Origin of the sequence: Streptomyces sp. NPDC029674 (assembly GCF_044903205.1) — a bacterium.
GTDB lineage: Bacteria > Actinomycetota > Actinomycetes > Streptomycetales > Streptomycetaceae > Streptomyces.
In genome coordinates, this window is the sequence record NZ_JBJDPY010000011.1 from 160,631 (window position 1) to 173,617 (window position 12,987).

Consider the following 12,987-nt stretch of genomic DNA (forward strand, 5'->3'; position numbering starts at 1 on the left):
CCGCGCCGCACGCTAACGTTTCGCCGTGCCCGAGTTCATACAGCAACTGCCCGCCCTGCTTGGCGTGATCATCGGCGCGCTCGGTTCCTATGTGGCGATCACCCGGGGCGACCGCATCCGGTTCCGGCGGGAGCAGGCGGCGCGCTGGGAGGAGCGACGGCTCGCCGTCTACACCGAGTACGCCCGGGTCCTGCGGCAGACCGTCAGCCTCACCTACCGGGTCGCCGCCCACCTCGGCAACGACCCGCACCCCCACCCCCTCTCGCCCGAAGAGGCGGTCCCCCACTTCACCCAGGCCGCCGAAGCCCGCGACCCCGCCGGTGAGGCGCTGCTCATGCTCGGCGCGCCGGACGTGGTCGAGGAGGCGCGGGCCTGGGTGCTGCTGGTGATCCAGATGGAGCGGTTCCTGCGGGAGGACACGCACGATCCCGATGCGTGGGCCGCGCTCCTGGAACAGCAGCGGGCCGCGCGGGAGGCGTACTACGCGGCCGTACGACGGGACTTGGCCCTGCCGCCCGGACACCCGGGCCGGTGGCCGGTGACGGTTCCGCCGGCCGGCCCGCAGACAGACTGACCGACCAGTACTTGCCGACCAGGACTGACCGACCACCCGCATCGCGGATCACTGACCGCCGAGCGTGTGCTCCAGGATCGCCTTCGCCAGCGGCGCGTGTACCGCCGGCGGCAGCGAGTGGCCCATGCCCGCGATCTCGACCAGCCGCGCACCGGCGATGACCTGCGCGATGTGCTGGGCGTGCGGGGGCGGGAAGACCGGCTCCGCGGTGGCGGAGACGACCAGCGTGGGCACCCGGGTCGCGGCCAGTTCGGCCGTGCGGAGCATGCCCGAACTGTCGGCGAGCGCGTGGGCGGAGGAGTCCAGGTAGCCGCCCGCATGCTCGATGACGCGCCGCTCCAGCTCCCTGAAGTACGCGGCGTCGAACGCCAGTTGGTCTCCGCTCAGCAGGCGCCAGTGCTCGACGCGCCGGTCCAGCTCGGCCTCCGGGCCGTGGTCCTCGACGGGGCGTGACCACATCTCCAGGATCTCCGGCGCGATGCCGGGCAGCTCCGCGACGGGGACGCGCACCCCGTCCGGTCTCACGTACGGCGTCTCGCTCAGCGCGCACGTGCCCAGCAGGGTCGCGCTCAGCGCCCGCTCGGGCCGGTCGGCGAGCATCAGCTGGCAGAGCATGCCGCCCAGTGACAACCCGACGATGTGGGCCCGCTCGACGCCGAGGCCGTCCAGGACCGCGACCGCGTCGTGCGCCAAGTCGGTGATGCGGTACGGGTTTTCGTCGTAGGGGCGGCCGGAGCGGCCCGTGTCGCGGTGGTCGTAGCGGATGACGTGGTGATGCGCCGCGAGCGCCTCCACCAGTGGTTCGGGCCAGCCGAGTCCGGAGGCCTGTGCACCCATGACGAGCAGCAGTGCGGGGGCGTCGGGGTCGCCGCGCCGCTCGGTCCACAGGCGCACGCCGGGGACGACCTCGACGTACTCCTCCCGAGACTTCTGAACCTTCCGAACCTGCCGCATGGCTGGCCTCCCGCACCGAAACAACAAGACGGAACGTATCGTCTCGCAGTATTCCCCGGTCGGTCAACCCCTCGGCGTCTGCCTCAGAACCCGCTCCCGCCCCCGAAATCGCCCCCGCCACCGAAGTCCCCGCCCCCGCCGAAGTCCCCGCCTCCGAAGTCCCCGGGATCGAAGTCCGCCCCCGAGTAGTCGCCGCCCTCGAAGCCGCCGCCGTCCCCGTACCCGGGCCCGTAGTCCGCCGCGTACGCGGGGCTCATCATCATTCCGCCGAGCATCGTGCCGACGAGGAGGCCCGGCAGGATGCCCCCGCCGAAGTAGCCGCCGGCCCAGGGGCCGTACGCGGGCCCCGCCTCCCAGTAGGGGCGCCGGTCGCCGGCGTCCGTGGCGACCGTCCGCACCATCGGGTCCCGGCCGTCCGCGAGGCGCGCCGCGTCCGCCGCGCAGACCGGGACCGAGCGTTCGGCCCCGCCCGCGGGCGCCCAGGCCGCGTCCTCGACCGAGGGGCCGTGCCGCGGGTCGAAGAAGCAGGGGGCCCGCCGCTCCGGCAGCTCGCGGCCCTCCCGCCGCGCGGCGAGCAGGGCCAGGGAGAAGCGGCCGTCCTCCAGCGCCTGCGTGACGCCCCGCACGTCCTCGGGGCGCGTCGCGGCCGCCATGTACGACTTCGCCTTCTCGTACGCGTCCAGGGCGCGCTCGTAGTCCGCGCGCATCGCGTCGTCCGCGCCCGCCTCCGCGGGGTGGAAGTCGAGCCGGTCCAGCTCCTCGCCGAACGCGGTGATGTCCTCGTCGACGACGACGGACAGCTTGGCCAGCGACTCGCGCTGCGCCTCTTCGTGGCGGCGCTTCTTGCGCCGCACGACGGCGTACGCGCCGCCGGCCCCGGCCACGACGACCACGCCGACCCCGACGAGGGCGCCCACCGAGATCCCTTCGCCGGGGCCGCCCCACGACTCCGGGGCCCTGCCGCCCGCCTGCACGAGGGCCTGGCCCACGAAGCGGTCGAGCTGGGCGGGGGTGTCCTCGCCCTGGACGAGTGAGACGAGGTTGCGGACGGCGTTGCCGGTCAGCACGGACCGGTCGGCCCTGGCGTCGAACGCGCCGCCGAGCCGTACCGCGTACACGCCGGTCACGCCCGTCTCGGTGCGCAGCCGCCGGAAGAGGTCCTGCTGCGGGAAGCTGTCGGGCAGCACGGCGACGAACACCGGCTTGTCGGCCTTCTTGATCCGCTGGGCGAGGGCGTCGGCCTGCTCCCCCGACAGCTGGTCCGACGCCGCGGGATCGACGTACACCGGACTCTTCTCCCAGGCGTCGGCCACCACGGAGGCGCTGGCCACGTCCCGCGCCCCGGGCGCCGCGGTGAAGGACACGGTGCCCAGGACGAACAGCAGCCCGGAGAGTCCGACGGTGATCCGCTTCGTCCGATTCTTCATACTTCGAACGTAACCCAGCCGGACCCACGGCGACCTCCCGCGGAGGGCGGCTTACTCGACCGGCTCGACCCCGGCCCGCAGCAGGCCGTAGGTGTACGCGTCCTCCAGCGCGCCCCACGAGGCCGCGATGACGTTCTCCGCGACGCCGACGGTCGACCACTCGCCGACGCCGTCCGTGGTGGAGATCAGGACGCGCGTCGTGGAGGACGTGCCGTGCTTGCCCTCCAGGATGCGGACCTTGTAGTCGACGAGCTCCAGCTTGGCGAGCTGCGGGTAGATCCGCTCCAGGCCGACGCGGAGCGCCCGGTCGAGTGCGTTGACCGGGCCGTTGCCCTCGGCGGTGGCGACGATGCGCTCGCCCTTGGCCCAGAGCTTCACGGTGGCTTCGTTGGCGTGCGTGCCGTCGGGGCGGTCCTCGACGATGGCCCGCCAGGACTCGACGCGGAAGTAGCGGCGGGCCCGGCCCTCGGCCTCCTCGCGGAGCAGCAGCTCGAAGGAGGCGTCGGCGGCCTCGTACGTGTAGCCCTGGAGCTCGCGCTCCTTCACCCGGTCGACGACGCGGCCGATCAGCGCGCGGTCGTCGCCGAGGTCGACGCCGAGCTCCTTGCCCTTGAGCTCGATGGAGGCGCGGCCCGCCATGTCGGAGACGAGCATGCGGATGCGGTTGCCGACGAGGTCCGGGTCGATGTGCTGGTAGAGGTCCGGGTCGACCTTGATCGCGGAGGCGTGCAGGCCCGCCTTGTGCGCGAAGGCGGAGACGCCCACGTACGGCTGATGGGTGGAGGGCGTGAGGTTGACGACCTCGGCGATGGCGTGCGAGACGCGGGTCATCTCGCGCAGCGAGCCCTCGGGCAGGACCTGCTTGCCGTACTTGAGCTCCAGGGCGGCGACGACGGGGAAGAGGTTGGCGTTGCCGACCCGCTCTCCGTAGCCGTTGGCGGTGCACTGCACGTGGGTGGCGCCGGCGTCGACGGCGGCGAGGGTGTTGGCGACGGCGCAGCCGGTGTCGTCCTGGGCGTGGATGCCGAGCCGGGCGCCGGTGTCGGCGACGACGGTGGAGACGACGGCCTGGACCTGCGCGGGCAGCATGCCGCCGTTGGTGTCGCAGAGGATGACGACGTCGGCGCCGGCCTCGGCGGCGGCCCGCACGACAGCCTTGGCGTACTCGGGGTTGGCGCGGTAGCCGTCGAAGAAGTGTTCGCAGTCGACGAAGACGCGGCGGCCTTCGGCGACGAGGTGGGAGACGGTGTCGCGGACCATCTCCAGGTTCTCTTCGAGGGTGGTGCGCAGGGCCAGTTCGACGTGCCGGTCGTGGGACTTGGCGACGAGGGTGATGACGGGGGCGCCGGACGCGAGGAGGGCGTTGACCTGCGGGTCGTCGGCCGCCTTGGCGTTCGGGCGGCGGGTGGCGCCGAAGGCGACGAGCTGGGCGTGCCGGAAGGTGATCTCCTGCTGGGCCCGCGCGAAGAACTCGGTGTCGCGCGGGTTGGCGCCGGGCCAGCCGCCTTCGATGAAGCCCACGCCGAAGTCGTCCAGGTGCCGGGCGATGGTCAGCTTGTCCGCGACGGTGAGGTTGATGCCTTCGCGCTGCGCGCCGTCGCGCAGCGTGGTGTCGAAGACGTGGAAGGAATCGTCGGGTGCGCTGGTTTCCGTCATGCTGATCTGGCTCCTGTGTCGGATCTCGGTCTACCGGAATGACCGGCTCCACCACCCCCAATGATCCCGCGCGCTCCGTGTCCGGCTGCAGTTGGGCCGGGAAACGAAAAAACCCCTCGCGGGTGCGAGAGGTCTGCGCGCGGGTCGAGGCGACGGTGTCCGCCCGTACGTGATGGGTACGAGACGGTCACTGCGGACCGGCGCGCCTGCTGCCAATAATCATGGCGAACGAGAGCACGGTGGCAGCCTGCCACAGTCCGCACACACTGCGCTTCCCCGTCTCACGATGCGGGCGGCGCGTGGACGCTCAGGCGTCCGGGGTGAGCGCCCCGTCCAGGAACTCCCGTACGTGCGTGAGGACCTGTTCCCGTCCCGTGCCCCGGAGGCCGATCGCCACGTGGATGGAGAACCCGTCGAGCAGCGCCCGGAGGCGGGACGCGAAGCGGTCGGGGTCGACCGGCCCGAACTCGCCGCGCGATACGCCCTCGGCGAGCAGCGCGACCAGGTCGCGGTGCCAGGCGCCCTCGATGGCGGCCTGCCGGTCGCGGCCCTCCTCGTCGGCGTTGAGGGAGCGGTTCCAGACCTCCAGCCAGAGCGTCCAGTGGGGGTCGCCGACGGCGTCGGGGACGTACAGGTCGACGTAGGCGTCGAGTCGCTCGCGGGCGGTGCCCTGCCGGGCCAGGAGGCGGCCGCGCTCGGCGCCGAGGCGGCCCTCGCTCCACTCCAGGGTGCGCAGGAGCAGCTCGTCCTTGGTGCGGAAGTAGTAGAGGAGGTGGCCGGAGCTCATGCCGACCTCGCGGCCGAGCGCGGCCATGGTCAGCTTCTCCAGGCCGCGCTCGGCGATCATCTCCATGGCGGCCGCCATGACCTCCTCACGCGGTGGGGCGTTCTTCCGCGCGCGGGCCCGACCGGCCATCTTCCTACTCCTTGATCACACCTTCGGCTGCTGCTGGGTGATGCAGTGGATGCCACCACCCCCGGCAAAGATCGTACGGGCGTCCACGAGCGTCACGGTCCGGCCGGGGAAGAGATTGCGGAAGATGCCGGCCGCGATCTCGTCGTTCGGGTCGCCGAAGGCGCACAGGACGACGCCGCCGTTGCAGAGGTAGTGGTTGATGTACGAGTAGTCCACCCAGCCCTCGTCGTCCTTGAGGACGGTCGGGGCGGGCACCTCGACGATCCGCAGGGTGCGGCCGCGCGCGTCCGTCTGCCCCGTCAGGGTCGCGACGACCTCCTTGCTGACCTCGAAGTCGGGGTGCGCGGGGTCGCGCTGGGAGTGGACGAGGACGACGCCGGGCGCGGCGAACGCGGCGACGATGTCGACGTGGCCGAGGGTGCCGTAGCCGTGGCCGGGGTAGTCGGCGGTGAGGCCGCGCGGCAGCCAGATCGCCTTCGTCGTGCCGAGGTGGGCGTGGATCTCCGCCTCGACCTGCTCCCTGGTCCAGCCGGGGTTGCGCTCGGGGCCGAGCTGCACGGTCTCGGTGAGCAGGACGGTGCCCTCGCCGTCGACGTGGATGCCGCCGCCCTCGTTGACGAGCTTCGAGGCGTACGTGCGGGCTCCCGCGAGGTCGGCGACGTGCGCCCCGACCTTGGAGTCGTGGTCCCAGCGGGCCCACTCCTGGGCGCCCCAGCCGTTGAACGTCCAGTCGACGGCGGCCAGTTCGCCCTTGCCATTGGTGACGAAGGTGGGCCCGATGTCGCGCATCCAGGCGTCGTCGAGCTCGCGCTCGGTGACCTCGATGCCGGGGCCGAGGAGCTCCCGGGCGTACGCGGACTGGGCGGGCCCGCAGACCACGGTGACGGGCTCGAAGCGGCGTACGGCGCGGGCGACGTTCGCCCAGGCGATGCGGGACTCGTCGAGGCCCTCCGGGTCGTCGAAGGTGGGGTTGGGGCACGGCCACGCCATCCAGGTGCGTTCGTGCGGGGCCCACTCGGCGGGCATGCGGAAGCCGTCGGCGGCAGCGCTCATGGCGTAAACCCTTAAAGGAAGTAGAGGCGGTTGAGGGAGACGGAGTCGGCGGGCTCCGACTGGAGCGGGTCGCCGTCCAGGGTGACGAGGCCGGAGCGCTGGTCCACGTCGACGGCTCCGGTGCGGGAGTTCAGGCGCAGGTCGGCGGGGCCGATGCCGCGCGTGCCGCGCACGGCGACGCGGCGGCGGCGCGTGGGCATGAGGTCGTTGCCCTGGTCGACGGCGGCCTGCGCGACGAACGCCACGGAGATGTCGGCGGGCGTCGCCCCGTACGACCCGAACTGCGGTCCGAGTACGAGGGGTTCGCAGGTGTCTGTCGCGGCGTTCGGGTCGCCCACGACGCCGTACGCGGGGAAGCCGGCCTTCAGGACCAGCTGCGGCTTGGCGCCGAAGTACTCGGGGCGCCACAGCACGATGTCGGCGAGCTTGCCGACCTCGATGGAGCCGACCTCGTGCGCGAGGCCGTGGGCGAGGGCGGGGTTGATGGTCAGCTTGGCCATGTAGCGCAGGACGCGCGCGTTGTCGTCCCGCTCGCCGTCGCCCTCCATGGGGCCGAGCTCGGCCTTCATCTTCCCGGCCATCGCGAAGGTGCGGCGGACGGTCTCGCCCGCGCGCCCCATGCCCTGCGCGTCGGACGAGGTGATGCCGATGGCGCCCAGGTCGTGCAGCACGTCCTCCGCGCCCATCGTCCCGGCCCGGATGCGGTCCCGCGCCATCGCGGCGTCGCCCGGCAGGTCGGTCTTCAGGTCGTGGACCGAGACGATCATGCCGTAGTGCTCGGCGACCGCGTCCCGGCCGAAGGGCAGGGTCGGGTTGGTGGAGGAGCCGATGACGTTCGGCACGCCCGCCATCTTCAGGACGTTCGGCACGTGGCCGCCACCGCACCCCTCGATGTGGAAGGCATGGATGGTGCGACCCTCCAGGACCTTCAGGGTGTCTTCCACCGACAGGCACTCGTTCAACCCGTCGCTGTGCAGGGCGACTTGGACGTCGTGCTCCTCGGCGACGCGCAGCGCGGTGTCCAGGGCGCGGGTGTGGGCGCCCATGTCCTCGTGCACCTTGAAGCCGGACGCGCCGCCCTCGGCGAGCGCCTCGATCAGCGGGGCGTCGTGCGAGGACGAGCCGCGGCCGAGGAAGCCGATGTTGACCGGCCAGGCGTCGAAGGCGTTGAAGGCGTGCCGCAGCGCCCACGGCGAGTTGACGCCGACGCCCCAGACCGGCCCGAACTCCTGGCCGATGATCGTGGTGACGCCGGAGGCGAGGGAGGCCTCCATGATGCGCGGCGAGAGCAGGTGAACGTGCGTGTCCACGGACCCCGCGGTGGCGATGAGCCCCTCCCCCGACACGATGGACGTGCCGGTGCCGACGACGACGTCGACGCCGTCGAGCGTGTCCGGGTTGCCCGCGCGCCCGATGGCGTGGATGCGGCCTTCCCTGATGCCGATGGACACCTTGCGGATGCCCTGCACGGCGTCGATCACGACGACGTTGCTGATGACGACGTCGCAGGTCTCGCGGACCGCGGCGGCCTTCAGGTGCAGCCCGTCGCGGGCGGTCTTGCCGAATCCGGCGAGGAACTCGTCGCCGTACTTCTGCGCGTCGGACTCGACGCGGATCGTCAGGCCCGAGTCGCCGAGCCGGACGTGGTCGCCGGCGCGGGGGCCGTGGGTGGCGGCGTACTCGTACGGGGTGAGGCGGCGCGGTTCCGCGGCGTGACCTCCGGGGCGGCTCATCGCACGACCTCCTGCTCGGTGGTTTCCGGTACGCCGAGGTAGCCGCAGGCGGCGGCGCGGCGCAGCGCTTCTTCGCGGGCGCCGGGCGCGTCCAGCGGGCCGTCGACAAGACCGGCGAAGCCGATGGCTATCCGGTCGCCGCCGATGGGCAGCAGCCCGACCTCGCCGCTCTCGCCGGGGCCGAAGCGGACGGAGGACCCGGCGGGCACGGCGAGCCGCAGGCCGTACGCGGCGGCGCGGTCGAAGTCGAGCCGGGGGTTGGCCTCGAAGAAGTGGAAGTGCGAGGTGACGGAGACGGGCACGGTGGCGGTGTTGCGCACGGTCAGCGTCACGGTCGCGGGGGGATCGTCGTGCAGCGGCCCGGGCAGCAGCGCACCCGGTGCCTCGTCGCCGAGTCCCTGGCCGATCGGGTCGGAGACGACCGCGAGCCGGGACCCGTCGTCGAAGACGGCCTCCACGTGCACCTCGGTCACCACGTCCGCGACGCCGGGCAGCACGTCGTCCGGGCCGAGCACCGAGCGGGCCCGCTCGACGGCCTCGGCGAGCCGGGCGCCGTCGCGGGCGGCCTCGCAGACGGTGTCGGCGATCAGCGCGGTCGCCTCCGGGACGTTGAGTCTGAGGCCGCGCGCCCTGCGGGACCTGGCGAGCTCGGCGGCCCCGAAGAGCAGCAGCCGGTCGCGTTCGGTGGGCGTGAGTCGCACGCGCCGTACCTCCCTGTTCCACGTACTTAGAGCGCCACTCTAACTACGAAATCCGCACACGGGAAGCGGTGCCCAGGGCATTGACGAATGGGTGGCAGACGCGTCACATTGAGCGCTGCTCAAAAATGGGGCAACCATTCCGGACCAGCGAGCGTCAGGGGCACCCTCATGCCGATAGAACAGCGCGGAGTCGACACCATCCCGGACGGGGAACGCACCAGCGGCCCCCGCGATCTCGTGTCGATCCTCATCGGCTCCAACCTCTGCCTGGGGGTGATCGTCTTCGGCTGGCTGCCGGTGTCGTTCGGCCTCGGCTGGTGGCAGTCGGTGAGCGCGGTGGTGGCGGGCACGGTGCTCGGCACGGCACTGACCGCGCCGCTCGCCCTCGTCTCCCTGCGTACCGGCACGAACCTCTCCACGTCCTCCGGCGCCCAGTTCGGTGTGCGCGGCCGCCTGGTCGGCTCGATCGTCGGCCTGCTGCTCTCCCTCGGCTACACCGCGCTGACCATCTGGATCGGCGGCGACGTGATGGTGGGCACCCTGCACCGCCTGCTCGGCCTGCCGGCCGGCGGCTTCTCGTACGCCGTCGTCTACACCCTGCTCGCCGCCGCCACCGTCATCGGCGCCGTCTTCGGCTACCGCGTACTGCTGCGGCTCTCCCGGGTCCTCGCCTTCGCCATGACGGCGCTGCTGATCCTCGGCGTCGTCGCCTACGCCCCCGACTTCACGACGTCGGCGCTGCCGGGCGCGGGCGGCTACCTCCTCGGCTCGTTCTGGCCGACGTGGCTGCTCGCGCTGGTCGCGGCGGGCCTCTCCGGCCCCATCGCCTTCATCACCCTGCTCGGCGACTACACGCGCTACGTCTCCCCGGCCCGGCACAGCTCCCGCGCGGTCCTCGGCGCGGCCTGGCTCGGCCTGCTCGCGGGGCTCCTGCTCCCCCAGCTCTTCGGCACGTTCACGGCGTACGCGGCGCGTGCCGCCCTCGACTACGCGGGCGGACTCGTCGACGCCTCGCCCACCTGGTACCTGGTGCCACTGCTGCTCGCCGCCTCCGCGGGCTCCGTCGGCAACGCGGGCCTGATGCTCTACTCCATGGGCCTCGACCTGGACGCGATCCTGCCCCGCGCGTCCCGCGCCCGCGCCACGTACACGGTCGCTGTCGTCGCCACGGCCTGTGTCTTCGCCGGCCACTACGCGTGGGAGGCGCAGGACGCGATGACGTCCTTCGTACTGCTCCTCACCGCCATCGGCACCCCGTGGGCGGTGATCACCCTGATCGGCTTCGCGCGCTGCCGCGGGCAGTACGACGCGGACGCCCTCCAGGTCTTCAACCGCCGCTCCAGGGGCGGCGTCTACTGGTACCACGCCGGCTGGAACGTACCGGCGACGACGGCCTGGGCACTGGGCGCGACGGTCGGCGTCCTCGCGGTCTCGCTCCCCTCGTACGAGGGGCCGCTGCTGTCCCTCACGGGGGGCGTCGACTGCAGCTTCCTGTTGTCGGGGGTGGTGGGCGGGGTGGTCTACCTGGCACTGACGGGGCGGACGGAGCGGAGCGCCGTGACCGGCAGCGTGCCGGAGACCGCACCGGCGGCCGCCTCCGTTGATCACGTAGCCTGAAACGGCCCGTGATCACGGGGAACATGACGGCAGTACGGGGAGTACGACCATGGAAGAACTCATAGGACTCGGCGTCCGCGCGGCCAAGGGCGCCGGAGCGGCGGTCCTCGGCGTCGTCGACGCCCTCACCAGCGGCCCGCTCACTCCGGTGGGTTCGAACGCCCCGAAGGCGGACGACGAGGACGAGGACGGCAAGGGCGAGAAGGCCGGGCAGGCCCAGGAGACCGGGCAGGCCCAGGAGACCGGGCAGGGTTCCTGACCGGAATCCCGCCCCTCCCCCCCCCTGGACCTCAGCCGATGTCCAGGACCGCCTTGCCGTGCAGGCGGCGGCCGAGCAGCTCCTCGGCCGCCTCGGGGAACTTCTCCCACGACCCCCGCCAGGACGTGCCGGGATCCAGCGCCCCCGTGGCCACCTGCCCCGCCAGCCAGGTCAGATCCCTGGCGAGACCGGTGCAGCCGAGCAGGTGGAAGCTGACGACGGAGCGGTCGTGCCGGCCCATGTCGCCGTAGAGGGTCCCGTACGGGAAGTGCTCGGCGTCACCGCCGGAGTGCCCGACGGACACGAGCGTGCCGTGCTGGCCCAACTGTTCGTAGGCCTCGACGAGTTGGCGGCCGCCGACCATGTCGACCACGCCGTCCACCGGCGCCCCGGCCGCCGAGGGCGTGGCGATCACCTCGTGCGCGCCGAGGGCCCTGAGCGCGGCGCCGCGCCCTTCGGGGTCGCCGGTCACCGCGACGACCTCCGCGCCGCCCCGCCGGGCCAGCTGCACCGCGTACCGTCCGACGCCCCCGGTGGCACCGGTGACCAGGACGCGCCTGCCGAGGATCGGGCCGATCCGGTCCAGGGCACGCAAGGCACTGGCGCCCGCGACCGGCAGCGTACTGACGGCTCCCATATCCGCGCCTTCGGGCACGACACCCATCAAGTCCGTGTCGACGGCGCGGAGTTCGGCCCAGCCGCCGTCGCCGCCCAGGGTCACCACCGGGGTCCCGGCCGCCGGGCCCGAGCCGTCGGCGGCGGCGCGCTCGACCACGCCGGCGGCGTCCCAGCCGAGCACCGCGCCTTCCGGCGCGCTTTCCAGGACGAAGCGGACCTCTCCGTAGTTGAGGGAGGTGGCGGCCGTTCGGACCAGGGCCTGGTGCGGTGCGGGCACGGGGTCGGGGGCCTCGCCGAGCCGCAGCCCTCCGGGGGCGGAACGGTCAACCAGCAGAGCGCGCATGGGAGTTGAACCTCTCGGGACAGGGCTGTGGGCAGGTGGCGAAGGGCATCCGACAGACGGCAACCCGACGCTCACGGCAATAGTGCCACTGAGTGGCAGAAGCCGCCAAGGGGCATTCGCGCCTCCGGGCTAGACTTCCGCCATGGCCTCCCTGGACTCCACGGACCTCGACCGGCTGCCCCTGCGGGAGCGCAAGAAGCTGCGGACGCGCCAGGCCCTCGTCGACACGGCCCTGGACCTCTTCACGGACCGGGGCTTCGACGGCGTCACGCTCGACGCGCTGTGCGATGCGGTGGATGTCTCCAAGCGGACGTTCTTCCGCACGTTCAGCAGCAAGGAAGACGTGGCGATGGCGCCGACGCAGGATTTGTGGGCGGCGTTCCTGGAGGAACTGGAGGAGGTCGAACCGGCCACGGGGCAGCCGCTGTTCGACGTACTGCGGGACGCGCTCCTCGCCGCGCTCGGGCGCATGCCCGCCGACGGCTGGGCCCATCGGATGCTGCTGAGCCGGCGCCTTGCGGCGCGGACTCCGTCCATGGACGCGCACGGGCTCGCCTTCTGTGACCGCACGAGCAGGGCGGCGCTGGTCGTGGCCCGGCGCCGGTTCGCCCTGCCGGGCGGGGGCGACCTGCGGCCCCGGCTGGCGGTCGATGTGCTGGTGGCGGCGTTCCACCGGGCGCTGGAGGCGTGGGCGCTGGAGTCCTGGGCCAAGGAGCCCGATCCGACGCGGGACCGCCTCGCGTCCCTCCTCCGCGAGGCCTGCGCCGCCCTCCCGACGGCCTTCACCCTCCCGGCCCGCTGACGGCCCGCCTCCTCCCACTTCGACGTGCGGCCCCGGGGCATCTGCGGCCCGGTGGTGGCTGGTCGCGCAGTTCCCCGCGCCCCTGACCCCACCTCCGGGCCCCGCCCCCCGGCCAGCGAAGCCACCCAGAGGAGAGACCCACCCCTGACGGCGAAGCCGTTCAGGGCTGCGGGCAACCACACCCCGTGGCGGCGAAGCCGTTCAGGGCCGCGAGGGAGCACACCCCCTGGCGGCGAAGCCGTTCAGGGCCGCGGGGGAACACACCCCTTGGCGGCGAAGCCGTTCAGGGCCGCGGGGGAACACACCCCTTGGCGGCGAAGCCGTTCAAGGGGCG

Annotated in this window: 12 protein-coding genes; 4 read left to right on the forward strand and 8 right to left on the reverse strand. The window is 72.8% G+C overall.

What is annotated here, in order from left to right:
• The first annotated feature begins 25 nt into the window (after window positions 1-25).
• Entirely contained in the window at window positions 26-574 is a 549-nt protein-coding gene (locus tag ACI2L3_RS25970; protein WP_404754786.1) for a hypothetical protein, read from the forward strand.
• A gap of 48 nt (window positions 575-622) precedes the next feature.
• Here the strand turns inward: ACI2L3_RS25970 and ACI2L3_RS25975 are convergent, their stop codons facing one another.
• The 7 genes from ACI2L3_RS25975 to ureA form a co-directional block, all read right to left on the reverse strand.
• Window positions 623-1,528 carry an alpha/beta fold hydrolase gene (locus tag ACI2L3_RS25975; RefSeq protein ID WP_404754787.1) on the reverse strand — a complete coding sequence of 302 codons (906 nt, stop codon included), beginning with the start codon at window positions 1,526-1,528 and terminating at the stop codon, window positions 623-625.
• Between the two features lie 83 nt (window positions 1,529-1,611).
• Entirely contained in the window at window positions 1,612-2,955 is a 1,344-nt protein-coding gene (locus tag ACI2L3_RS25980; RefSeq protein ID WP_404754788.1) for a hypothetical protein, read from the reverse strand.
• Window positions 2,956-3,006: 51 nt separating this feature from the next.
• Complete coding sequence (gene cimA, locus ACI2L3_RS25985) at window positions 3,007-4,611, reverse strand: citramalate synthase (protein WP_404754789.1); 1,605 nt, start codon at window positions 4,609-4,611, stop codon at window positions 3,007-3,009.
• Window positions 4,612-4,918: 307 nt separating this feature from the next.
• Window positions 4,919-5,527 carry a TetR/AcrR family transcriptional regulator gene (locus ACI2L3_RS25990; RefSeq protein ID WP_404754790.1) on the reverse strand — a complete coding sequence of 203 codons (609 nt, stop codon included), beginning with the start codon at window positions 5,525-5,527 and terminating at the stop codon, window positions 4,919-4,921.
• A 15-nt stretch (window positions 5,528-5,542) separates the two neighbouring features.
• Complete coding sequence (locus tag ACI2L3_RS25995; RefSeq protein ID WP_404754791.1) at window positions 5,543-6,580, reverse strand: agmatine/peptidylarginine deiminase; 1,038 nt, start codon at window positions 6,578-6,580, stop codon at window positions 5,543-5,545.
• An 11-nt stretch (window positions 6,581-6,591) separates the two neighbouring features.
• A complete protein-coding gene (locus ACI2L3_RS26000; RefSeq protein WP_404754792.1) occupies window positions 6,592-8,313 on the reverse strand; it encodes an urease subunit alpha in 1,722 nt (573 codons plus the stop codon).
• A complete protein-coding gene (ureA, locus tag ACI2L3_RS26005; RefSeq protein ID WP_404754793.1) occupies window positions 8,310-9,014 on the reverse strand; it encodes an urease subunit gamma in 705 nt (234 codons plus the stop codon). Before ureA ends, ACI2L3_RS26000 begins: the two co-directional genes overlap by 4 nt.
• Before the next feature lie 168 nt (window positions 9,015-9,182).
• Here ureA and ACI2L3_RS26010 point away from each other — a divergent pair, with 168 nt between their 5' ends.
• Together ACI2L3_RS26010 and ACI2L3_RS26015 are read left to right on the forward strand one after the other, a co-directional pair.
• On the forward strand, window positions 9,183-10,631 hold the full coding sequence (locus ACI2L3_RS26010) for a cytosine permease (protein WP_404754794.1): 1,449 nt from the start codon (window positions 9,183-9,185) through the stop codon (window positions 10,629-10,631).
• A 49-nt stretch (window positions 10,632-10,680) separates the two neighbouring features.
• Complete coding sequence (locus tag ACI2L3_RS26015; protein ID WP_404754795.1) at window positions 10,681-10,890, forward strand: hypothetical protein; 210 nt, start codon at window positions 10,681-10,683, stop codon at window positions 10,888-10,890.
• A 31-nt stretch (window positions 10,891-10,921) separates the two neighbouring features.
• Here the strand turns inward: ACI2L3_RS26015 and ACI2L3_RS26020 are convergent, their stop codons facing one another.
• Entirely contained in the window at window positions 10,922-11,851 is a 930-nt protein-coding gene (locus ACI2L3_RS26020) for a zinc-binding dehydrogenase (protein WP_404754796.1), read from the reverse strand.
• Window positions 11,852-11,993: 142 nt separating this feature from the next.
• Between ACI2L3_RS26020 and ACI2L3_RS26025 the strand changes: the two genes are divergently transcribed.
• Window positions 11,994-12,653 carry a TetR family transcriptional regulator gene (locus tag ACI2L3_RS26025; RefSeq protein ID WP_404754797.1) on the forward strand — a complete coding sequence of 220 codons (660 nt, stop codon included), beginning with the start codon at window positions 11,994-11,996 and terminating at the stop codon, window positions 12,651-12,653.
• The last annotated feature ends 334 nt before the right edge of the window (window positions 12,654-12,987 follow it).